Source organism: Denitrificimonas halotolerans, assembly GCF_034259425.1.
Taxonomy (GTDB): Bacteria; Pseudomonadota; Gammaproteobacteria; order Pseudomonadales; family Pseudomonadaceae; genus Denitrificimonas; species Denitrificimonas halotolerans.
On record NZ_JAXIVU010000009.1, the window covers coordinates 67,322 to 88,522 of the forward strand.

General features: G+C 44.9%; 22 protein-coding genes. 12 read left to right on the plus strand and 10 right to left on the minus strand.

Going from position 1 to position 21,201, the window contains the following annotated elements; translation table 11 throughout:
* Window positions 1–474 precede the first annotated feature (474 nt).
* From TOI97_RS08050 to TOI97_RS08065, 4 genes are all read right to left on the minus strand, one after another.
* Complete coding sequence (locus tag TOI97_RS08050; protein ID WP_321553606.1) at window positions 475–1,041, minus strand: TadE/TadG family type IV pilus assembly protein; 567 nt, start codon at window positions 1,039–1,041, stop codon at window positions 475–477.
* Window positions 1,041–3,395: a pilus assembly protein TadG-related protein gene (locus TOI97_RS08055; RefSeq protein ID WP_321553607.1), complete on the minus strand. Its 2,355-nt coding sequence runs from the start codon at window positions 3,393–3,395 to the stop codon at window positions 1,041–1,043. The genes TOI97_RS08050 and TOI97_RS08055 overlap by 1 nt, the downstream gene beginning before the upstream one ends.
* A gap of 28 nt (window positions 3,396–3,423) precedes the next feature.
* Complete coding sequence (locus tag TOI97_RS08060) at window positions 3,424–3,915, minus strand: TadE family protein (RefSeq protein WP_321553608.1); 492 nt, start codon at window positions 3,913–3,915, stop codon at window positions 3,424–3,426.
* 147 nt (window positions 3,916–4,062) lie between these two features.
* Window positions 4,063–4,308 carry a Flp family type IVb pilin gene (locus TOI97_RS08065; protein WP_321553609.1) on the minus strand — a complete coding sequence of 82 codons (246 nt, stop codon included), beginning with the start codon at window positions 4,306–4,308 and terminating at the stop codon, window positions 4,063–4,065.
* Window positions 4,309–4,687: 379 nt separating this feature from the next.
* Between TOI97_RS08065 and cpaB the strand changes: the two genes are divergently transcribed.
* The 8 genes from cpaB to TOI97_RS08105 all read left to right on the plus strand — a co-directional run bounded on the left by cpaB (window position 4,688) and on the right by TOI97_RS08105 (window position 12,510).
* Window positions 4,688–5,749, plus strand: a complete 1,062-nt coding sequence (gene cpaB / locus TOI97_RS08070; protein WP_321553610.1) for a Flp pilus assembly protein CpaB — start codon at window positions 4,688–4,690, stop codon at window positions 5,747–5,749.
* 33 nt (window positions 5,750–5,782) lie between these two features.
* Complete coding sequence (locus tag TOI97_RS08075) at window positions 5,783–7,021, plus strand: type II and III secretion system protein family protein (protein WP_321553611.1); 1,239 nt, start codon at window positions 5,783–5,785, stop codon at window positions 7,019–7,021.
* An 11-nt stretch (window positions 7,022–7,032) separates the two neighbouring features.
* Entirely contained in the window at window positions 7,033–8,205 is a 1,173-nt protein-coding gene (locus tag TOI97_RS08080; protein WP_321553612.1) for a pilus assembly protein, read from the plus strand.
* Window positions 8,202–9,452, plus strand: coding sequence for a CpaF family protein (locus TOI97_RS08085; RefSeq protein ID WP_321553613.1), 1,251 nt, complete (start codon window positions 8,202–8,204; stop codon window positions 9,450–9,452). The genes TOI97_RS08080 and TOI97_RS08085 overlap by 4 nt, the downstream gene beginning before the upstream one ends.
* Before the next feature lie 68 nt (window positions 9,453–9,520).
* The gene (locus TOI97_RS08090) at window positions 9,521–10,381 is read left to right on the plus strand and encodes a type II secretion system F family protein (protein ID WP_321553614.1); all 861 of its coding nucleotides are present in this window, start codon (window positions 9,521–9,523) and stop codon (window positions 10,379–10,381) included.
* Window positions 10,381–11,259: a type II secretion system F family protein gene (locus tag TOI97_RS08095; protein WP_321553647.1), complete on the plus strand. Its 879-nt coding sequence runs from the start codon at window positions 10,381–10,383 to the stop codon at window positions 11,257–11,259. Before TOI97_RS08090 ends, TOI97_RS08095 begins: the two co-directional genes overlap by 1 nt.
* Complete coding sequence (locus TOI97_RS08100) at window positions 11,256–12,218, plus strand: tetratricopeptide repeat protein (protein WP_321553615.1); 963 nt, start codon at window positions 11,256–11,258, stop codon at window positions 12,216–12,218. Before TOI97_RS08095 ends, TOI97_RS08100 begins: the two co-directional genes overlap by 4 nt.
* Window positions 12,208–12,510, plus strand: coding sequence for a DUF3613 domain-containing protein (locus TOI97_RS08105; RefSeq protein ID WP_321553616.1), 303 nt, complete (start codon window positions 12,208–12,210; stop codon window positions 12,508–12,510). Before TOI97_RS08100 ends, TOI97_RS08105 begins: the two co-directional genes overlap by 11 nt.
* Before the next feature lie 21 nt (window positions 12,511–12,531).
* On the opposite strand, the gene TOI97_RS08110 is transcribed toward TOI97_RS08105, so the two are convergent.
* Window positions 12,532–13,287 carry a response regulator transcription factor gene (locus TOI97_RS08110; protein WP_321553617.1) on the minus strand — a complete coding sequence of 252 codons (756 nt, stop codon included), beginning with the start codon at window positions 13,285–13,287 and terminating at the stop codon, window positions 12,532–12,534.
* A gap of 30 nt (window positions 13,288–13,317) precedes the next feature.
* Window positions 13,318–13,794, minus strand: a complete 477-nt coding sequence (locus TOI97_RS08115; protein WP_321553618.1) for an A24 family peptidase — start codon at window positions 13,792–13,794, stop codon at window positions 13,318–13,320.
* 33 nt (window positions 13,795–13,827) lie between these two features.
* Here TOI97_RS08115 and TOI97_RS08120 point away from each other — a divergent pair, with 33 nt between their 5' ends.
* From TOI97_RS08120 to TOI97_RS08135, 4 genes are all read left to right on the plus strand, one after another.
* Entirely contained in the window at window positions 13,828–16,479 is a 2,652-nt protein-coding gene (locus TOI97_RS08120; RefSeq protein ID WP_321553619.1) for a PAS domain-containing sensor histidine kinase, read from the plus strand.
* A gap of 224 nt (window positions 16,480–16,703) precedes the next feature.
* A complete protein-coding gene (locus TOI97_RS08125) occupies window positions 16,704–16,871 on the plus strand; it encodes a hypothetical protein (RefSeq protein ID WP_321553620.1) in 168 nt (55 codons plus the stop codon).
* Between the two features lie 108 nt (window positions 16,872–16,979).
* Window positions 16,980–17,354: a transposase gene (locus TOI97_RS08130; RefSeq protein WP_321553621.1), complete on the plus strand. Its 375-nt coding sequence runs from the start codon at window positions 16,980–16,982 to the stop codon at window positions 17,352–17,354.
* Window positions 17,312–17,467, plus strand: coding sequence for a zinc ribbon domain-containing protein (locus TOI97_RS08135; RefSeq protein ID WP_321553622.1), 156 nt, complete (start codon window positions 17,312–17,314; stop codon window positions 17,465–17,467). The genes TOI97_RS08130 and TOI97_RS08135 overlap by 43 nt, the downstream gene beginning before the upstream one ends.
* Here TOI97_RS08135 and TOI97_RS08140 read toward each other — a convergent pair.
* From TOI97_RS08140 to cysN, 4 genes are all read right to left on the minus strand, one after another.
* Window positions 17,464–17,646, minus strand: a complete 183-nt coding sequence (locus tag TOI97_RS08140; RefSeq protein ID WP_321553623.1) for a hypothetical protein — start codon at window positions 17,644–17,646, stop codon at window positions 17,464–17,466. The two genes, TOI97_RS08135 and TOI97_RS08140, sit on opposite strands and share 4 nt — an antisense overlap.
* Before the next feature lie 20 nt (window positions 17,647–17,666).
* Window positions 17,667–18,638: an asparaginase gene (locus TOI97_RS08145; RefSeq protein ID WP_321553624.1), complete on the minus strand. Its 972-nt coding sequence runs from the start codon at window positions 18,636–18,638 to the stop codon at window positions 17,667–17,669.
* A 48-nt stretch (window positions 18,639–18,686) separates the two neighbouring features.
* Window positions 18,687–19,046, minus strand: coding sequence for a VanZ family protein (locus TOI97_RS08150; protein ID WP_321553625.1), 360 nt, complete (start codon window positions 19,044–19,046; stop codon window positions 18,687–18,689).
* 251 nt (window positions 19,047–19,297) lie between these two features.
* The gene (gene cysN / locus TOI97_RS08155; protein ID WP_321553626.1) at window positions 19,298–21,193 is read right to left on the minus strand and encodes a sulfate adenylyltransferase subunit CysN; all 1,896 of its coding nucleotides are present in this window, start codon (window positions 21,191–21,193) and stop codon (window positions 19,298–19,300) included.
* Window positions 21,194–21,201: the final 8 nt, after the last annotated feature.

Genomic DNA, 21,201 nt, shown 5'->3' on the forward strand with positions numbered 1-21,201 from the left:
GTGAATATGTTGAAGCATATTTGGAGGAGATGGGGCGAACCTCTTGTCTAACCGGAACTGGGGCTAAGACGCGTTGACGATTTGTTCGCTCAGGGGCAGCTTGAGAGAAAGATGACGCCTCGTTTAAGGTGTTGTCATTGTAATATTCGTTATAAAATACTGAGCTGCCCTCTTGTGTATGGGGCGCTGTTGCGTTGCTAGCATTGGTATGAGGCAGTAATTGCCCCGCGCACCCAGCCAAGATTACAGTTGCCGCTAGGGCAGAATATCGATACCACATCACAATTAATGCACTCCATCACGCGGTGAGTCATATAACGTACATCTTTTCCAGCATAGGCTGACACAGTTTGTAATAATAACACTAAAAATGTTATGAGTCGCTTTCTATGCCGTAAAAGGTCGGGGTAGTGTTTACGCTTAGGGTTGGTCTAGTTTGTCCTAAAGACGTTTGCGATTATTTGCTTTGGTGTCTCAATAGTGTCGTGCACTGGCGGAACCTTTAAAAGTAGTGTCTTTTAAATTAGGAATATTGATTCCTAATAGTTTTAAGGAAGGCAACAAAGGGTGTTCTTTGTAGGGATATTCAAAGCATACATACACTTGGCTGCGGAGTTGGCCGTTGGACAAAGTATATTGATACCAGCCTCGTTTGTTAGGCAGCTCTGACCAATCTAGTGAGTTTGGAGCTGGGCAGCTTTTAAGGACATTGTTCCAAGCGCTAGGCAGCCAAATGCGGTGATTAGGGTGCTTACCTTTAAGTACCTTATCAATTTGTTCGCTGACCTTATTAGCGTAGAGGCAGCTGCTAGTGGTTGGGTTGCTTGCTGTATTTGCATTATTGTGGGTGCAGAGTATATAGGGTTCAAGCTCATAAATTGCGCGGTGCGCTTCGGCTGCTGCGTGGTTTAAGGTTGCGCGAAGTAGTAACGGTAAGCTGTAGGCAATAATGGCGTAAACTACGATAAAAAAAAGGCTGAACAGCAAGGCGAACTCAATAGTGAGTGCGCCTTGTTGATTTTGCTTGCTTGAGTGCGTCATTATTCCACCAATCGTGCTGTGCCACAGTTGACATTAAGCAAGGTGACTTCAGTTTGGCCTATATTAACACCGGTGGCTTGTAGTAGAGGGCTGAGGATATATGCGCCCAAACCATCTAAGATCAGTTTTAATAGTTGTGCAATGGGTTCTAGAACTACAGCTAGCAATGGTTGAACCACTTTGCTCAGTAATGGTTCGGTGATTTTTGTCAACACCCCTCCTGCCTCATTGGTTTGTAAGGAGCGGATGAGGTTCTCTTCGACGCAATCTTTATCGTACCCAATTTTATTGGCTACGTAGCAGCCATAAAGGGATGAGTCTACGCTGCTATCGAGTGGGACCTCATCTTCGGGGCGCTCAGGGTTTGGCTTAGCTTGAGAAGGGTCGTCCACTGTGTTTGGTGAGTTCTTTTTGCTATAAAATGCCAGTGATCTGAGGTACCAGATTTGTGACATTTTACTGTCGGTGATGCCTAGAAGGCCGGGGCGTGTCCAGTCGAGGCCATCATCTTGCATGGCTTTACGGATGGCACGTAAATCACTGATTGTGTAATGATCGCTTTTGCTTGGATGCAGCTTTTCTTGATCGAGGTATTTTTTTGCAATACGTGTGGCTTCGTTGTTGGTAAAGGCGGTGCGCTCGCTTAAACCTCCACCAATGAGGCCGATCACTTGATCGGTTAGATCTTTAACAAGAGTGCCTAGCAGTAGTGGGTTAGGCTCGGTTAATTGCGTGCAGGCACTGTTTGCATCAGATGGGTCACAGGGTAAAACGTCCAGAGGGAAGACCAACGCCTTTTGTCGAAAACGCTCTTCGTAGCTAGGTTTGGTTCCAGTGATGTCCTCGATGGTGGCGGAGTCGTGGGTATCGTTTTTTAAAATACGTAATGCAACTTGACCGCGGAGTAAAGGAATACCGAGTGCTTGTAAAAAAGTATCTGGTTCAATAGTGTCATAGCAGCTTTCGCTGGTTGACCAAATCATGTCGCCGCCTAGGCCGATATGTTCTTCTCTAAAGCGGGGTTTGCCCATACATAGAGCGCCTACTTCAGATTTGACAGCGATTGTGGCGCTAGGTATTGAGCCGGCGTTGGCTTTGCAGCTGAGCTCGGTGAGCTCGCCTGTGGCACTAGCTAAGTCCAGTTGAATGGGGAGGTTCACTTCGGTACCTAAAATATTGAGTAAGGTGCCTAGTACAGGAATGCTTGCAGTACGAGCACTGATACCGATGCGAATTTGTGCGTTGCGAGCAGTGGTGCCTACAGGGCCGATACCGATGCTGGCTGGTTCAACAATGCCTGCTTTTACTTCTACACCTAGGAGGTTGCTTGACAGAGAGGGGATTTGTATACCTCGTGCGTCGGCGGTGCCTAGTAAAATTGCTGCGTTAAGTAGTGGTCCTAGGTTAATTTGGGTATCTAAAGCAGATTTTAAGTCAGGGTTGTTGGCGGCGATACTGATGAGGCCGCGCTCAGTCACGCCAGGGATATGGAATAAGTTGATATTAGCATTTTTGATGATATCGAGTCGTTCACTGTCACTGTTTGAGCCTATGAGATCAGCATATAAAGCGGTTAAGCCTAAGCTGAGAGTTTTGTCGTTCACAAGATTTGCAGAGGCTTCTAGTAAGCGTTTAATACCCAGTGCGCCTACTTTTACATTGAGGTCGAGTAGGCCTTCGGGGGTGAGTGCGCTAAGGTTTTGGACATTCACTTTAATGCCGAGAGCGTTTAGTAAACCACTGGGAGTAATGGTGGCATTAGCGAGCCCTTTAGAGTTGAGCACAGAAAGGTGTTCAACATTCAAACCAACGCCTTTAAGTAGATAGCCCAAAATGCTGTTTTGTTCGAGGTTTAACAGTTCAGCGCCCACGCTAAATGCAGCTGTAGGTATGCTGCGCTCCGCGGTGGCAACAGCAGTGAGGGTTGTGGTACCGTCTTTTGCGCTTAGAGCATCGCGTACTTGCAGTATTAGGCTGGTGGGGACTTTGTTGCTAACAGTGACCTGCACAGCGGGACCCTTGCTATCAGGGTTCACTTGGCTGCGATGATCGGTGTAGGTGACATGTGCGCATTGCGCTTTCACAGTGCCTGATTGTTTTGGTAACCCGTTGGCTACAGCTGAGACCGTACTGATTTGTTGTGCTTGGGCGGCATCTTTATAGCATTGCCCGTCGGGAAGTTGGCTAATGGCTTCAAGAGCTGCGATGTCAGCAATATTTTGTAGCTCGCGTTGTTGGAGAAATAGACGGCTGCTATCAACAGCGAGCATGAGTGCGCTGAGTGAAGTCAATAAAACTGCAGCAGTAATGATGCTAAAAGCACCACGCTGGCGTGTGGCAAAAGGGCGGATCATTTTGAGGTGTTCCTTGTGAGCTTACCGTCTAGAGTTTAATTTGCGCTTGTCCTGAGAGCCATTCAGGATAGCTGGGTATATGGATGCCGCCCAGTTTGATGCTGGGTAACAAATGTTTGGTTGGATTCATGCCAACGCAGCTGTACCAACGCCCATTGTGTAGCACTAAGTACTCATTGTCGTAAGTAATGTTTTGGTGGTTGCTGGGGCAGGGCTGCTTAAATGCTTTGGGTAGTGGTGATTCTTCAACGATTTTACGTGCTTGAAGTTGCAGTTGGGTAATTTTTGGGCGCAGTTGAGCGTGCTTAGGATCGTTAAGGTCAAAGTTACTGAGTAAGGTGGCGTTGGGCTCGCTCACCATGCTGCGCAATATATTGCCAGATAAGCTGTGATAATGCTGTTTTAACCACAGAGGTAACGCATAACCAACGAGCCCGTAAAATATACTGAGCAGCAGGGTGAATAAAAAAGCAAACTCAATGGCGGCAGCACCACGTTGAGCTTGGTAATCTCGTAGCATGCTTCCTCCTTAATTTGAGTGCAGTGAAATATGTATTATTGCTGCTATTTATTTTGTTTAACTCAAGTACTACAGCATGCAAAGAGGTGTACTCTTTGCATGCTGTGAAAGTGTAATGTTAGCTTGTTAAGCTAGAACAATGCTTTATTAGTTACCGGAGTCGGTTTTGCCTTTTTCCTTGCCTTTTTCCGCTGCCGTTTCAATAGCCTCAGTGATGCTACTAAAGGTCTTACTAATAGAATCGCCTAGAAGGCTTGTGGCGCCGATAATCACAACTGCAATCAATCCAGCGATTAAAGCGTACTCAATTGCAGTTGCACCTTCTTCGCGTTTAGTAAAGGTGATGAGTGCAGCTTTGCTTTTGCAGTAAGCAGATAAAGCTAAGTTTTTCATATGTATCCCTCTTAAAGCGTGTTGTCGAGTTGGTTGATAACTAAGTATATTATAACTGGGCTAAATACTTTAATCTAGTAATCCCTTAAGTGTGCTGGATTATAGCTTTAGTTATAGTTGGTTAGCTGTATTTACATTTACTAGGATTTTGTATCTAATGCGCGCAGTTTAAGTTGCTAGTATTATATGTATTTATATATTGTAAGCAAGAAAGTAATGGGCTTGATAGTAATAGTTGTGCTGAGCGCTGATTAAGCAGATTGGTATACTCAGTAGGTTAAAGCAGTAGTGTTTAGTATAGCTCAGGTTTTTGATAGGGTGATGAATAAAATGAGAGATGCAGTTGGGCGCTTATTAAAGTCGTATGGGGGGATGGGTGATGAATAGCAAGCTGACCATGGCGCTAGCTGGGCTATTGATTATTGCTGCTTTAATTGCGGGCTATTGGGGAATTAAACTCAGTAGTTCAGAACCAGAGCCAGAACCTCAGCCTGTAGTCTCAGAGGAGACTGAGCTTGAGTCAGAGCCGTCGGTGCAAGCAGCGTTAGAGCAAACGGTGAATGAAATTGCAGTTGTGCAAGAAGATCTAGAAACAGTGCCGGTTGTTGTTTTAGCGCGTACTTTAGAGCCGCATGTTCCTCTCACTGCTGAAGATTTTGCGATTGAGCGTTTAAAGATAGCGCCGCCTGGTAGCTTCAGTGATATTGAAGAAGTGTTACAGCAATATAAAACAGTTTGGCGTCAAGTACCTAAGGGTAGCATTTTAAACCCCTCGCATTTTGAAGTTGGAAGCCCTTTGAGTCGCATGATTCGTCCGAATGAGCGAGCAATTTCTTTGGCTGTAGATCCAGTTGTAGCCGGTGGTGGGCATTTAATGCCAGGTGATTTTGTTGATGTATTGTTGTATTTACGTGAAAGCGAAAAAAATTCTGACCAAACTGCGCAAGTGGTCTTGCCTGCGCTGCGTTTGCTAACCATTGGGGACACCTTTGGTTTAACAACTCAGGGCGAACCAGCTGTCGTGAAAGAAAAGCTGAGTGAGGAAGAAGCTCGACGTCAGCGCACTTCGCGTCCAGAGGCAGCGAGAAACGTCGTATTAGCAGTGCCTGCGGCATTAGTTAACCGCTTTTTGCTAGCAACTCAGGTGCAAGGTGGTAAGGTGCAACTGGCTGCGCGCAGCGCAGATGAAAAACTAATGGAAAAATACTTGGCTGAAGGCGGTAAAGCGCTCACTGCAGAGGAGCAGATGGAGCAAGATAAGGTTTTGGAAAAAGAACTTGAGCGCTTGAATCGCGAGTTGTTCCAGTTTGAAAAGCTGGCAATGAATAAAACCACCGCTCCCCGTCGAGCCGCTGCTCCGAGTTATCGTGGCACTGTACCGCAGCAAGCACCAACGATTGAAGTGATGCGTGGTGCGCAAGTTACCCGTCAAAACCCTTAAGCTTGGAGTGAGCCGCGTAAGGCATAGAAGACTATGAAGAACACCGTAAAAAAGGCATTAATGGTTTTAAGCTTAAGCAGTCTTGCACTGGGGCAGCACGCCTATGCGAACAGTTGCAGTCAGATTGATCGCTTGCCTGCCGAGCTTAACTTGCAGTTGGGCCTACAACACCCCGTACAGTGGCCTGTGAATATCACCCGTCTTGCGGTGGGTGAGCCAGAGACAGCGGATATTTACTTAACTTCTAAGAGAAGCTATATCCTCACGCCTAAAGCAGCAGGCACAACTAATGTATCAGTGTGGAGTGCTTGCAGTGCTGAGCCGAAGCAGCTGACAGTGCATGTGCAAGGTGAAGCCACTGCAGCAATAGCTACACCTGTAGTGCCAAGCACACATGACACGCTGTTACCTAACCAAGTGCAGACTGATATTCGTTTTGTTGAGGTTAATCGCAGCAAATTAAAAGAAGTGGGTGTGTCTTTATTTGGCGGGCCGCGTTCGAAAAACTTCTTATTTGGCTCACCGGGGCTAGGGGATTCTGTTGGTATCGGAAAGGTAGCTGATGCTGTTAAAGAAGCAGCTATTCCTTTGTCTAAAGATGGATTTAATATCGTTTGGGGCGGTGGCAGTAGTCGTGTTTTGGGTGCTTTACAAGCTCTAGAGCGCAGTGGCTTTGCCTACACTTTGTCGCAGCCGTCTTTGGTTGCTATGAGCGGTCAGACCGCCAGCTTTTTGGCCGGTGGTGAATTCCCAGTCCCTATTCCAAGCAGTGGTAGTGACTCAGTTAGTATAGAGTATAAAGAGTTTGGTGTGCGCTTAAATCTCACTCCCACGGTGGTCAGTCGTGAGCGTATCAGTTTAAAAGTTGCCCCTGAGGTCAGTGAGCTAGATTTCGCCAACGGTATTGTGATGGAAGGTGTTCAGGTTCCAGCATTGCGCGTACGCCGTACTGATACGACTGTATCTTTGGCTGATGGTGAAAGCTTTGTGATCAGTGGTTTGATTGACAGCAGTAAAGCTTCTGCCGTGGATAAAGTGCCGATGTTAGGTGACATTCCAGTTCTTGGCGCACTATTTAGATCATCACGTATCGATAGCGAAGAGCGTGAGTTACTCATGATTGTTACACCACGCTTGGTTCAGCCGATGGCAGCTGATGCGCAATTGCCTCGTTTGCCTGGAGAAGAAGTGCGTAATTATGATCCGAGCGCGCTGGACTTACTGTTATTTGAAAATGGCAGCTTCTCTCGTAATAACGGACTGTCATGGTAAGGGAAAGCACAATGGAGCAGGTATATTTAGCAGTTTCTGAGAACACTGATGATCTTGGTTGGTTACAAGAAACGTTAGCACCTATGGGGCAGGTTTTACAGGCTTCGGATCAGCTTGAAGAACTGTTAGGTCTGATGGATGTAGTCAATACTCATGTGGTTTTTTTAGGTGTTGATGCAGACAATATGGTGCAGCAATGTGCACTGATTGAAAGCTTACTCGCTGCGCGTCCATTAGTGGTGGTTGTATGCATCGGTGATGGTCAAAATAACCAATTGGTTTTGTCTGCCATGCGTGCTGGCGCACGGGATTTCATCTCATACGGTTTGCGTAGTAGTGAAGTGCAAGGCTTAGTGCGGCGCATCATGGAGCGGTTACCGCAGTTGCCTGTTCGTAAAGAGCAGGGCGGTCTGATCACGCTTTGCGGTTCAGAAGCAGACAATAACGCTTCGTTTGTTGCTGCGCACTTAGCTTTAATGTTGCATAAACAAGTCGGCAGTGCACTTTTTATTGATTTAGGGCTGCCTGAGGAAGAGAGCACAGTATTGCTGGGCGTGGAAAGCAGTTTTACTTTTGGCGATGCGTTACGAAATTTACGCCGTTTAGATAGTAATCTTATTTCAAGCGCTTTTGCAGAACATGCTTCGGGCATGAAAGTATTGCCAGGAGTGCTCAATCGTAGAGTGTTAGATCAGGCTTCATCTGCTGAATTGTTTTTATTGTTAGGCACCTTGCGACAAAATTTTTCTCTGATTGTGATCAATACTTGTGGCTTAGAGGATAGCCATGCATTGCGCACGCTGATTAATGCCAGTGAGCAATTGCTATGGTATGTCACGCAAAGTGTAAGCAGCTGTAAACGTAACTTACAGTATTTGCAGAGTTGGCAGCGGCAAAATGTAAAGTTGGACTCCATTAAAGTACTGGTTGATTGCTACGAGCCAGATGTAGCACCGGACGCAATAACTCTAGCGCGCTCTTTTGAAGCACCTTTACTAGGGCATATCACTCATGCGCCCAAATTAAGATTGCAAGCGCTAAACCTAGCGCGCCCTGTTTTTGAAATGGGTGGCCGAGCTGCTTTAGGTAAGGAGTTGAGCAGTATTGCCCAGAGTTTAGCGGGTAAAAAAGTAGGGGGTAAAAAGGGCGGAGTATTGAGTCAATTGTTAGGTAAGTTGCAATGAGTAACGATAGAGTATTCGGTGCACCTACGCGTCAACTCGATGTTAATGCGCTTAAGTTGGCGTTGCACCGCTACATCATTGATAAGCTCAATGATGAGGATGAAAACTTCTTAGAAAGCCCCCGGAATCTGCTATCGAACTTTGTAAATGAGCATGTGCAACAGTACATACGCTCACGCCAGATTGCGGTGTCGCGCTACGAGGCGGACCAGGTCACAGAAGAGCTGGTTGATGAGTTGGTAGGGTATGGTCCATTAGAAGTGTTGCTTAGAGACCCTAGTATCAGTGAAATACTTGTTAATGGGCCTGATCGAGTCTTTGTTGAGCGCAGCGGTAAAATTCAACAGACTGACTTGCGCTTTATGGATAATCAGCACTTACAGCGAGTCATTCAACGTATTTTAGCACCTGTTGGGCGACGTTTAGACGAATCTTCGCCTATGGTTGATGCGCGTATGCCAGATGGCAGTCGTTTGAATGCAGTGATTCCACCAATTGCTTTAGATGGTGCTTCACTGTCTATTCGTAAGTTCCGTAAAGACATGTTGCGTAGCAGTGACTTAATTGTTACGCGCAGTCTGAATCAAGAGATGTTGGATTTTATTGAGAAGGCGGTCCGGGCCCGTTGCAATATTTTGGTCAGTGGTGGTACAGGTACGGGTAAGACTACGATTCTAAATATTTTAAGCCAAATCATTAACCCACACGAACGTATTGTCACTATTGAAGATACTGCAGAGCTACAGTTGAATCATGGCCACGTCGTTCGTCTAGAAACACGCCCACCAAATGCTGATGGGCATGGTGAAGTCAGTGCGCGTGATCTTGTGCGTAATGCCTTACGTATGCGTCCCGATCGTATTATTTTAGGTGAAATTCGAGGCGCTGAAGTGCTCGATGTTTTGACTGCTATGAATACAGGGCACGATGGTTCTATGTCGACCGTACACGCAAACAGTGCCAGTGATGCCTTACTGCGCTTGGAAACCTTAGTAGGGTTTAGTGGAATGCAAGTCGCAGATAAAACCTTACGTAATACGATTTGTTCAGCAATTGATATTGTAATTCAGTTGACACGCTTGGCTGACGGGCGCCGTTGCGTCAGTGAGATTTTAGAAGTGGTGGGTTTACGTGATGATACTTATGTCACCAACACTTTATTTAAGCTGGATCGCCAAGCGGGTGATGTGTTCCGACGTGAAGCAGTGAACCCTGCAACGGATAAGCTCAAACGTACATCTTTTTAATTTATGACGCCTTCTTTATAAGGTTAAAAATAGGACTGCAACAAGTGATAGGGTTTTTCCTTTTATTGTTGAGTTTAATACTGTTGATTATTGGTGTGCGCACTTTTTTAAAAGGCTTGCACCGCTCTAAATCAGAAAAAGTATTAAGTCACATTGATCCAAGTACGCATAGCCTTCGTCAGGTAGGGCATAAAAGTGATTTTATTAGCGTTGAGCTGCGACGTTTGGGTGCAGACTTAAGTCCGAAAAAGCTGAGCTTTTTTCTTATTACAATTATTTTAATAGCTTTTATTGCTGCATTTTTTTTTGGTGCTCTAGCTGCGGTATTAGTGGTACTGATTGCGCCACTGGTTTTCTACTTAGTGATGAAGCTTCGCTATGAGAGACGCGTATCACGCATGGTGGAGCAGCTTCCGATGTTCTTAGATCACAGTGTGCGCAGTTTAATGTCAGGGCGTACTTTAGGTGATGCGATGCTATTGGCCATGGACAGTGTTCCGGCCCCTTTGGGGGAGGCATTTAAGTCAACGCGCCGACAGATTGATCATGGTGTTGCGATGCAGGATGCAATTACCGATTTTGCTGAGTTTTATCAGCGAGATGAGTTCCGTATTTTAGCTTTAGGTTTACGAGTTAATTCACGTTATGGCGGAAACTCAAGCGATTTGTTAAAAAGCTTAATTGTACTGGTGCGTGATCGAGACAGAATGGCGCGTACCTTGAAAGCGATGACTGGGGAAACTCGGCTTTCTGCTGTAGTGCTGGCATCAATGCCGGCCGGGCTGGCAAGCTATTTAATGCTGACTAATCCGAGTTTCTTTTTGGGTTTATGGGAAGATAGTCTTGGAAAAATGCTACTTTTTGTGGCATTTGGCTTGCAGGTTTTGGGCAGCTTCATTATGTGGAAGATGCTAAGGAGTGTGAAATGATGTTACTGCTGATCAGCGCAGTATTGCTCCTGTCTGCCGCAGGCTTACTTTTGTATTTTTATTTTCAAACACAGTATCGAAATAGGGCGATTGTGCAGCGTCTTGGGCAAGAGACGGGGACTGCGCGCCGTGAGTTACTGCGTAACTTTGATGAAGGTGGTTTGGCTGCACATATTAAAAGCTTAGACGCAGAGGTTGGTCAATACCTTAACATCATGGGATGGCGTCAAGCTAAGCAACGCTCCATCTTTTACTTAGGACAAGTGGCCTTTACTGTAGCTTGTTTAGGAGTAGCTGTTATTTTTGTCAGCACCAAAGGAGAAGGTGGTTTATTGCTGGCTGTACTGTTTGCTTTAGCGGCTGGCTTTTTACTGCCAAAAATGTGGTTGCGCAAAAAAGCAGAAGCGCGTCAAGCGAATTTGGTTACAGAGGTATCCACTTTAATCCCATTGTTGCGTAGCTTGTTTGAAGTGGGATTGACTGTGGAGCAAGCATTGCGAGTGATAACGTATGAGGCGCAAAGTATTCTGCCAGAGTTTACATTTGAGCTGAAATGGGTGTTAGCACGAGTGGATGCGGGGCTGGATTTAGGTAGCGAGTTACGTGCAGTTGCGGAGCTTCTAGATGTAGAAGAAGTAACAGATACGTTTGCAATTTTGGAGCAGTTGATCACCCAGGGTGGGGGGGCAATGAATTCTTTGCTTAACCTTAAAAACTTAGTTGATGAGCGCCGTTTAACAGCATTGGAAGAATTGGTTTCCAAGTTGTCGGCAAAAATGTCAATGGTGATGCTTACATTTTTATTCCCAGCTTTATTAATTGTATTGGCTGGGCCTGGGTTTATTGCAATTATAAAAGCGCTTGGAGATATGGGATGAAAAAAATTGGATTATTAGGCTTAGCAGTAAGCCTGCTGGTGGGCTGCAGTAATGCGCCAATGCAGCAGTCACCTTGGCTGATGGATAATACCAGTGTGGGCGGCAAGCCAGCTTTATGCCCACCGCTCACCAATGAGCACGAACTCATCCTAAGTACCTCTGAGGAAATGATGGCTGAGCGTCGTCGTGTGCATGCTGCGCTTGCTAATCTTGAACGCTTACCTCATAGCATCCCTGAAGCCCGTTTAGGTAAAGCTAAAATTTTACGCTTGTTAGGTCGTAGTGAAGCTGGTGACTTGTACCATAGTCTGCTTGATACCTGTTTGGCTGCTGATGGTGAACATGGCATTGGGCAGTTATTGGTTGGAGTGCAGCGCTATCAGGATGCTTTACGTCATTTACGTCGTGCAGTTTACCTTGAGCCAACCAATGATTATATGCGCAACGACTTAGGTGTGGCTTATTTAAATCTGTTTTATCTGAATGAAGCACAGTTTGAATTTACAACAGCCATGGAGTTGAATGATCGTAATCTGCGTGCCGCAGAAAATCTTTTAACTTTATTGCTCTTTCAGCAGCGCACCCAAGCAGCTCAAATCCTAGCACAACACCGGAGCATGACTGCTGAACAGTTTCAACGTGCGGAGGAGCGTGCGCAACAGCTGCGTATTCGCCAAGCACAGTTGGAAGCGGGTCACCAAAGTGTGCCTAATAATTTTGCAGTAGAACCCGCAGCGCCCTCGGCTACTTCTTCGGAAACTTCTCCTAGTCCTATAGGTAGTGCGCCTTTGCAGCCTGTTCAGCAAAAGCAGAAACCACAGAAAACATTAATCTTTAAAGTTGAGAAGATCACCAGTGATGGGTCGTCTGACGTAGAAAATCAAGCATCACTGACAGTCAATGCTGTGCCTGAGCTGATGCTTCAGCAGGCTGAGAAGGGGCAAAACAATGAAGTATAATACTGTATTAGCAATGGCTACTTTGATTATTGCCGCGCCGGTTGCAGCGCAAGGCTACTATGATCACTATCAAGGGCATGAGCGTATGCGAAAAGAGCGCACTATGAGTGCGCATAGTCAAGCAAATGTATGGTTAGAGGCACAACGTGATGGTCGTTATGCGTCTAAACATATTCAGAATGCAACACCCGCTGAGTATGAGATGAGCTTAAAACGCTGGAGTGAGAGTTATAAGCATCCGATTCCAGAGTATTTCGATCAAGAGTCTGCAGGTGAGTTTACAACGGATTAACAAGCTATACCTCAAGCCCAACTAATGTTGTTGGGCTTGATTGTAGATTAATAAAGCTAATTGTGTACGGTTCGCCACTCCAGTGGCTTTCAATATTTGAGAAATGTATAACTTCACAGTGTTTTCTTGAATATTCAGAGTGCTGGCAATCTGTAGGTTGGTGAGTCCATCAGCTGCTAAGAGAGCCACTTCTTTTTGTCTCCGCGTCAGTTTATCTAGAGGGCTACCTGCTGCTATAGGTGCTTTTTGGGGCTGCTGCGTATCTTTATTGCCTTCAACTTGACTATAGGTCTCTAGGAGGCTTTGTAAGGTTTGCAGGTGGTCAGTCAACTGAGAAATATTTGTATCAATTTTCTTTGAGCTGTTACTGGTTAAAAATTGTAGCTGCTTTTTATGTAGTTGTTTAACTGCAGTCAACACATTATTAAAGTCTAAGGGTTTAGGGTAAAAGTCCGTGAAACCTGTGCGCAATGCTCGAATAATATCATCTTTTTCAGAACGCGCTGTGAAGAGGATCGCCTCGAAAGAACGGTCAAGTGGTTGTTCTTTTTTCAACTGTGCGATGAGCTCGATACCGTTAAGCACTGGCATATGCAGGTCAGTTAAGATAATACCAATGGATGGATGTTGATGGAAAAGTGCAATAGCCTCTTGTGAGTTGTTTGTACTGAAGCAATCAAAACCGTGCAGTAAAAAAAACTCACTGAGTTCATCAGTAATATCGGGTTCGTCATCAACAATGAGTAGGGCGACAGTAGAAGTGTTGTCTTGAAGCATAATTGTCCTTAAATGTAGTGTTTTTAGCGATTATTTTAAAAATAAGAGACTCGCTAAAAAGCCTAAAAAAACGAAGGGTGCATAGGGCAGTTTGCTGTCATTTTTTAATATGGTTTTTTGTAGAGCTGTAGAAGTAATGTTGGCCTGTCGTTGTTTGAGAAGTGTTTGGCTTATAGTCCAAACAATTAAGCTCAATGCAGTACCCGCTATGGTGTATAAAATTGTTAAGGTTGAGCTGGCCAACGCTAAGCTCATCAGTAACTTCACATCGCCCGCGCCAAATTGATTTTTAGCATAACCTGGGATTGTTAAGAGTAAAGCCAGTAACAGGGCAATAATGCTGTCGAGCCAGTGATAGCCAAGTAAAGAGTGTTGATGCATTACGAGATAAAAAATACTGTATAAAAATACGGGTGCAATCAGCCAGTTAGGGATTTTACGCGTTCTTATATCAATTAGAGAGCACAGGGCTAACCAGCACAGCAGTAATGTGTAAAATAAAGACATAGTATATAGCCAAATTTGTGAGATAAATCAGTAATGGAATTAAGCGTTAATATACCACAAGTTAATCCTATGCGTCGTGAAGGATTAAGCCTTAGTGTATCTGCAAAGGGTAGGGTTGAGTTTATAACTAAAGACTTAGCCAATAAGTTAATGCTTGATGTAAATATGGGTAGCCAAGTAATATATTTTAATGAACTTTTGGCGCAGCCTTTTCCTGAACAAACAGATTGGCCATATTTAACAAGTGATGTCATTGATATTTGTTTTAAGTCTGCCAGTAAAGAAATAATTCATATGCGTGGCCATATTAGTGGGCAGGGTCATTTTTGGGGTTTTTACCTCGTTGATATCAGTGATTATGTCGAGCGATCAAATAATAACGAAAAAGAACTTTATTTGTTACAAGCAATAAGTCGATTTTATTTGAAATATCAGCAAAGTAGAGCTGAGGGGCGGCAGCATGCTGTAGAAGATATCTTAGATGATGTATTAGTTACAGTTAAAGCCCAAGCTATAGGGGTGGTTACTAAAACTGATATGTTTGAGAACTACCGATTGATTGTGCAAAGAGAATTGCCTACTGCAGGAAAGTATATAACAAGTACGGGCGGGTTTAATGCGTTACTTGCTGAACGCCAACCTATCGCTTTTTTTTATGAAGATTCAAGTGGCTTTTCAAGGGAGCCTAGAACGGTTTTGTTCTTACCCTTTATCCAAGAGCATCAGGTGTTATCGTGGATGTTTGTTGTGTTTAGCCAGGGAAACCCGCAGCGCGTGCTCACACTTGAGAAATGGGAAAGCATTGCGACTTTATTGGTGAGTGCGGTACTGGACAGTTATAACCATGAGGAAACACTGCGCACTTTAAATAAGAAGAAATTTGCCGACAGTGTTTTGGGCGGTGGTTTTTGGGATTACAACATTATTGATGGGCGCGTCTCCCTATCCACTGCACTAGCAGAGAAAATAGATTTTTTCGGTGAGTATTTGGTTGAGTTATTGGACCGAGTTTATTTAGGAGATAGAGAGAAGCTAGAGCTCAAAATTGATGAATTGCAATTTAAAGCCAATGGTAGCGAGGAAGAGGAAATTATTCGCTTAAAGCAGGGGCCGCAATTGTGTTGGTATAAAGTGTATTTGCAATTGAGTGGCTCAAGTATCTTGGGTTATTTGCTTGATGTTACTGAGATTAAAGAGGCGCAGCTTGATCAGCGTATTTCTAAGCAGCGCTTGAGTCATTTAGTTTCGAGTGGGCCGGCAATTATTTATGTTCAGCGTTATGTGGAAGGTGCTTTTGTTCAGGACTTTTTAAGCCAAAGTATATTGCATGTGTTGGGCTGGAAGCCTGAGGATATACGTGAACAAGGCTGGCTACGCTTGTTGCATCCAGAAGATCGTCCAGTGTTTGATGAGCGCATTAAAACGCTGATTGCAAAGGGTAGTGTAAGTCATCAGTACCGCCTTCGAGGTAAGGATGGTAATTACCATTGGATGTTAGAAGAAGGAACATTGTTGCGTGATGAGTATGGCTTGCCTTTAGAAGTTGTGGGCGTCTTATTAGATAACAGTGAACGAAAAAAGGCTGAAGCAGCGCTGAGTAAAAGTGAAGAGTGCTATCGGGTATTGGTTGAGGATGCACCGACGGCTATTTGTCGTTGTACCCCAGATTTAAATTTAACTTTTGCTAACCGTCTTTTGCTCAGTTATTTGGGTGTTGATAGCCTCATTGATCGAGTTTACCCCGTTAATTTGTCTAACTATATCAAAGCGTCTGAAGTTGAGCGTCTGCAGGAGCGCATGGCGAAACTAACAATGCAGCAACCGATGTTTAATATTGAACTGTGCATTGATGTATCAGAATATGAAACCAGTATTTGGTTATGGTCTGTGCGTGGAATATTTGACCAACAAGGTCAGTTGTATGAGCTTCAAGCTGTTGGGCGAGATGATACCGAGTTGCATCGAACTCGCCAGGAAATCTATCAGAATACTAAAATGGCTACCGTTGGGCGCTTAGCATCGGGTATTGCGCATGAATTAAACCAACCACTCAATATTATGCGAGCTACATTAACAAATTTAGTGCTACGCATAGAGCGTAATATGTTGGATGATGAGTATTTAAAAGATAAAGCGGAGCGACTAGATGCGCAGATTACGCGAGCATCTAATATTATTAATAATATGCAGTTGTTCAGCTATAAAAATAGTAGGGAGCTGCTGGATTTTTCACCATTTAAAACAGTTAAATCAGCTATTGAACTATTTAAACAAGCTAATCCTGAACAGCAGTTTGATATCGCTATTGAGTGTTTGTTTGATGGTTATTTAAAAGGTTGTAGTGAGCTTTTAGAGCAAGTTATATTGAATTTATTAGAAAATGCTTGGCATGCATTTTTTAATCAGGTTGATACATCAGAAAGACAACTGAAGGTCATAATTGAAATATATCAAATAAATAGTCAGGTTTTTATTGAGGTGCAAGATAATGCGGGAGGTATTCCCGCAGAGATCATTGATAAGGTTTTTGATCCATTCTTTACAACCAAATCTGTTGGTAGTGGTACAGGGTTAGGTTTGTGCTTATGTTATGAAATTGTTACTCGCTTTCAGGGTAAACTTTCAGTAGCTAATAAAAAGCAAGGTGCTTGTTTCAAAATTCAACTTCCAGTTTTTGAATTTTGACGATAATAGCATAAACTTTAGTTGTAATTTTAAAACCGCGTAAGACCTCGTAATTTTTGTGCGGGATGGATAGCGAGGGCTGCGTAAGCAGCCCTTTAACCCCTTAACAGGTTGCTGAAGTCTTTGCAGTACAGGTTGGTACTGGTATTGTATACAGCATGATAAGGCACACCAAAACATTAAAAGTCCGAGTCCGAGACAGGCATGTGCCCCTGCTAAACCGCATGGCTCGAAGCGTCAATTTCGTCTGGAACTTTGTTAATGAATTAAGTCAACGCTCGATTAAAGAGCGAGGTGTGTTTTTGTCTGCTTTTGATATGCACCATTACATCAAGGGCGCGGGTAAAGAGCTGGGGTTGCACAGCCAAACCTTACTAGTGCATCGCGGGTGAGTATGTCACACGCCGTAAGCAGTTTAAGAAAGCGCGGCTGAACTGGCGCAAATCACGCGGTGTACGCCGCTCACTGGGCTGGATACCCGTCAATACAGGTGCAGCGCAGTGGAAAAATGGTCAGGTCTTGAGGAAAAGTTGGCCATCGCTCAACGATCCAGAAATAAAACCCAAGTCAAAACCCTTCATGCGAAAATCGCTAACCGTAGAAAAGACGCATTGCACAAGTTCAGCCATAAGCTGGTCAATCGCTGTGGTGAAATCTATGTGGGCAACGTCAGTAGTTTAAAACTCGTTAAAACCACGATGGTCAAGTCAGTGTTAGATGCTGACCGGGGCCAATTAAAAACAATGCTGGACTATAAATGCGCTCACGCAGGCATTGTTTTAAGGAAGTTAACGAGACATACATCACCCAAACCTGTTCGAGTTGTGGCTGTTTGCCCGAGTCGAGGCCGAAAGGTATCGCAGGGCTTGGAATAAGAGAATGGACGTGCAGTGGGTGTGGTGTCACCCACGATCGCGATATCAACGCGGCACGTAACATTCTCGCGGCCGGGCATGGTCGTCTAGCAGTAGGAATCCCCGTCCTTTAGGTCGGGGATGTCAATGTTGCTTCGTTGGGCTGTTGCTCGCTGGTTGTAACCTTAGGCTCTGCAGTGTGTTGTCCACGTATCTTTGGTAGGCCAATAGCGGTGAGAATGGCTAATATGAGAATCACTGCGAAAATTTTATAACCACGGTTAAACAGCGGCTGTTTTTTAGATGGTTTCATAGTCTTTGTTATCGATTAAATCAGTGGGTTGTAGAATTTGTACTTAAGACGTGTAATAGGAGCCAGATTCTAGCTTTTTGTGGTGATAAGTCACCTAAAGTAATGAGCTCTAAATTAGAGTAGTACTTAATAGGTACAACGCCCCCTGCTCCTACTCGTGAAGTCATGACTATAGGGATGCCCTGCTTGCGTGCGCTATACAGTGCTTGTTCTTCTTTGGGTGAGCAGCGTCCTGCGCCAGTACCTGCAATCACTAAGCCATCCAACTGGGTGTGTTGTAAGAGTGCTTCTAAAAGTTGTGAATCTGCACCTGCATGGGAATAAACAATAGGGATGTAAGGTGCTCGATCAGGTTTCTGAATAGTACAGTATGGACTGCTACTAGTGTGTGGTTGCGCTGGGGCGTGCATAAAGTGCACTGTACGGTTGGCTTCAATACGCCCAATTGGGCCGTTATTGGGTGCTTGAAATGCTTCTAAGTGATAAGTATGGGTTTTGCTGACATCTTGAGCAGAATAAATTTTATCATTAAATACAGTTAGTACGCCTTTACCTGCGGCCGCGGGGCAGGCTGCGACACGAAAACTATTGAGTAAATTAAAATATGCATCACTGCCTAGGGCTGAGAACGGTTTTTGTGCGCCCGTAATAATAACGGGCTTAGTGGTGTTTAACGTGTGATGAAGAAAGTAGGCTGTTTCTTCTAAGGTGTTGGTACCTTGAGTAATGACGACCGCATCTTGTTTTTTCAGCTGTTGTTCAATCTGCTTTTTTAAGTTAAACCAATCGAATGTATCAATGGCGGTACTCGTCACATTTTTGATGGGTATCCATTCGATTTGAGCGAGCTCCGATAACTCAGGTAGCGCATTGATAAAATCCTGTGCATGGTAATGACCGGTTTGGTAGTCGCATAACTCTAAACGATCGGAGTGGTGAGCAGAAATGGTACCACCTAAGGTAAATAAAGTGATGTGAGGTCGATTTGACACAGGGTAATTCCTTTTTGTCTGAGTAACGTATTAAGTTAGGCTCAGTCATCAGTGATTGGTATACATTGTGTTGGGTTGCCAACGTCTCTTGAGGTAAGTGTAAACAAACCAAAGCAAAGCGGCTAAGGCTACGCCTAATAGGTTGGCATAAATATCAGTACGGCTAAAACTACGCAGTGGTTGTAATAGTTGTAGAAACTCCGCTAAGGGCGCACAGCATAACAAAATAGTCCACAGCCACTGAGCGGGGCAATGTCTAAAGGCGATACGTGTGGCTAAGGATAGAGTTGCAAAGCCAATGCAGTGTAGGACAAAGCCAATATGTGGAAACAATGCCGGTGGTGGTTTAGGGTTTAATAAGCCGACCAGTGCCGCCAGCAAAATTACAATAAAGATTAAAATTCTCAAGGCGTACTCTTTGTTGATGTGATCACCGTACCGCATCATTGAGTTTGAGCATGCGGCCTGCTATATGAGCTGACCGATAACCTTACCAGAAATGCGAAAAGTTTCGTAAAGTTTGAGGTTTGCAATGCTGTACTCGTGCAATCTGTTGTAGCTGCAGGTATGACGCATCATGTCAGTAGAGGGTGTTGGCTAATAACAAAAAACCGCCCTATGACATTCGCATTGAGGGCGGTTTTGAGCTCAGTATGATGTTAAATGATCTCGCGTTGCCGCAACAGTTCGAGCACTTGTTGCACACCTTCATCCACATCAGTGATTTGCGTATTGATCACTAAATCAGCATCCAAGGGCACATCGTAGGGAAAGGATTCTCCAGGAATATTGTCTTCTCCTGCTGCATATAAGCCTTGTGGATCACGCTCTTGGCAGACTTGTGGTGAGGCTTGCACATAGACAGTGATAAAGCGTTCTTTACCAATGATAGCTTTAGCCTGCTCACGGCCTTCGGCATCCGGTGCGACAAAGGCTGCTAAAGTAATTAATCCGGCTTCGTTAAATTGGCGTGCCACTTGTGCAGCACGGCGCCAGTTTTCGGTACGGCCAGCGCGATCGAGTGGTAAGCCTTTATTGAGGTTATGGCGCAAGTTCTGTCCGTCCAGTACATAGACAGCGCGTCCTGTATCAAAGAGTTTACGTTCAACTGCATAGGCAAGGGTACTTTTACCTGCTCCTGATAAACCACTGAAAAGCACCGTGACAGGCTGTTGCCCTAGGCGTAACTGGCGCTCTTGCGGACTGACGCGACCTTTGCCTAAGCTACGGCCACTGCTTTGCGCGCTGTCTGGGGTAATGATCATACCGGCACCAACGGTAATGTTGGTCAAGCGATCAATCACAATAAAAGCACCTGTAGTGCGGTTGGCTTGGTAGTCATCTAATGCTAAAGGCGCATCTAAGCTGACTTGCACGCGACCCACTTCGTTAAGCTGCAAACTGCTGGCACTGCTTTGGGTCAGGGAGTTAACGTCCACCTGATGCTCGATGCTGGATACGTTGCCCGGTATATAACTGGTGGCGCGTTTAAAATCGTAACGCTTGCCTGGTAATAATGGCTCTTCTCCTAGCCAGACCAACATTGCTTCGAAGTGATCACTGCTGCGCACTTTTGCGTCTGCGTGAACAATTAAGTCACCGCGAGAAATATCAATCTCGTCTTCCAAGGTTAGGGTGATGGCTTGCCCAGCAATAGCTTGCTCCAGCTCACCATCAAAGGTGACGATGGATTTAACCTGACTGCTGCGGCCTGAAGGAAGCACTGTAATGCTGTCACCTTTACGAATCGAGCCTGAGGCTAAAGTGCCAGCAAAACCACGGAAGTTCAGATTTGGGCGGTTGACGTACTGTACAGGAAAGCGCATATCACGGTGATTTAAGTCACCGCTGACATCCACATTCTCCAGAATTTCCATTAAGGTTTGTCCGGTGTACCAAGGTGTATGCTCGCTGCGGTTGACTACGTTATCGCCCTTGAGAGCGGATAATGGCACAAAATGCAGTGATGAGGTGTCCAGATTGATTTGCTCAGCAAAGGCTAAATAATCATCCTTAATGGCGTTGTACACCTGTTCATCGTAGTTTTTTAAATCCATCTTATTGATGGCCACCACTAAGTGGCGAATACCCAACAGAGAGGCAATATAACTGTGGCGGCGGGTTTGGTTTTCTACACCGTGGCGGGCATCGACCAAAATAATTGCCAAGTCACAGGTCGAGGCTCCAGTGGCCATATTGCGGGTGTACTGCTCATGCCCAGGAGTGTCAGCAATGATAAATTTGCGTTTGGTGGTGCTGAAATAGCGGTAAGCTACATCAATGGTGATGCCTTGCTCACGCTCTGCTTGTAGGCCGTCGACTAAGAGTGCTAAGTCGACATCATCGCCAGTGGTGCCCACTTTTTTTGAGTCGCGAGTGATGGCCTCTAGATGGTCTTCATAAATCATCTTAGAGTCGTGTAGTAGGCGACCAATTAAAGTGCTTTTGCCATCGTCGACATTACCGCAGGTTAAGAAACGTAGCAGTTCTTTGCGTTCGTGTTGAGCCAGATAGGCAAGGATATCCTGGCTGATTAGTTCAGATTGATGACTCATGGGTACGG

Coding starts and splice junctions, on each gene's coding strand:
- TOI97_RS08050 (WP_321553606.1), bottom strand. CDS start 1,041: ATGACGCACTCAAGCAAGCAAAATCAACAAGGCGCACTCACTATTGAG.
- TOI97_RS08055 (WP_321553607.1), bottom strand. CDS start 3,395: ATGATCCGCCCTTTTGCCACACGCCAGCGTGGTGCTTTTAGCATCATT.
- TOI97_RS08060 (WP_321553608.1), bottom strand. CDS start 3,915: ATGCTACGAGATTACCAAGCTCAACGTGGTGCTGCCGCCATTGAGTTT.
- TOI97_RS08065 (WP_321553609.1), bottom strand. CDS start 4,308: ATGAAAAACTTAGCTTTATCTGCTTACTGCAAAAGCAAAGCTGCACTC.
- cpaB (WP_321553610.1), top strand. CDS start 4,688: ATGAATAGCAAGCTGACCATGGCGCTAGCTGGGCTATTGATTATTGCT.
- TOI97_RS08075 (WP_321553611.1), top strand. CDS start 5,783: ATGAAGAACACCGTAAAAAAGGCATTAATGGTTTTAAGCTTAAGCAGT.
- TOI97_RS08080 (WP_321553612.1), top strand. CDS start 7,033: ATGGAGCAGGTATATTTAGCAGTTTCTGAGAACACTGATGATCTTGGT.
- TOI97_RS08085 (WP_321553613.1), top strand. CDS start 8,202: ATGAGTAACGATAGAGTATTCGGTGCACCTACGCGTCAACTCGATGTT.
- TOI97_RS08095 (WP_321553647.1), top strand. CDS start 10,381: ATGTTACTGCTGATCAGCGCAGTATTGCTCCTGTCTGCCGCAGGCTTA.
- TOI97_RS08100 (WP_321553615.1), top strand. CDS start 11,256: ATGAAAAAAATTGGATTATTAGGCTTAGCAGTAAGCCTGCTGGTGGGC.
- TOI97_RS08105 (WP_321553616.1), top strand. CDS start 12,208: ATGAAGTATAATACTGTATTAGCAATGGCTACTTTGATTATTGCCGCG.
- TOI97_RS08110 (WP_321553617.1), bottom strand. CDS start 13,287: ATGCTTCAAGACAACACTTCTACTGTCGCCCTACTCATTGTTGATGAC.
- TOI97_RS08115 (WP_321553618.1), bottom strand. CDS start 13,794: ATGTCTTTATTTTACACATTACTGCTGTGCTGGTTAGCCCTGTGCTCT.
- TOI97_RS08120 (WP_321553619.1), top strand. CDS start 13,828: ATGGAATTAAGCGTTAATATACCACAAGTTAATCCTATGCGTCGTGAA.
- TOI97_RS08125 (WP_321553620.1), top strand. CDS start 16,704: ATGGCTCGAAGCGTCAATTTCGTCTGGAACTTTGTTAATGAATTAAGT.
- TOI97_RS08140 (WP_321553623.1), bottom strand. CDS start 17,646: ATGAAACCATCTAAAAAACAGCCGCTGTTTAACCGTGGTTATAAAATT.
- cysN (WP_321553626.1), bottom strand. CDS start 21,193: ATGAGTCATCAATCTGAACTAATCAGCCAGGATATCCTTGCCTATCTG.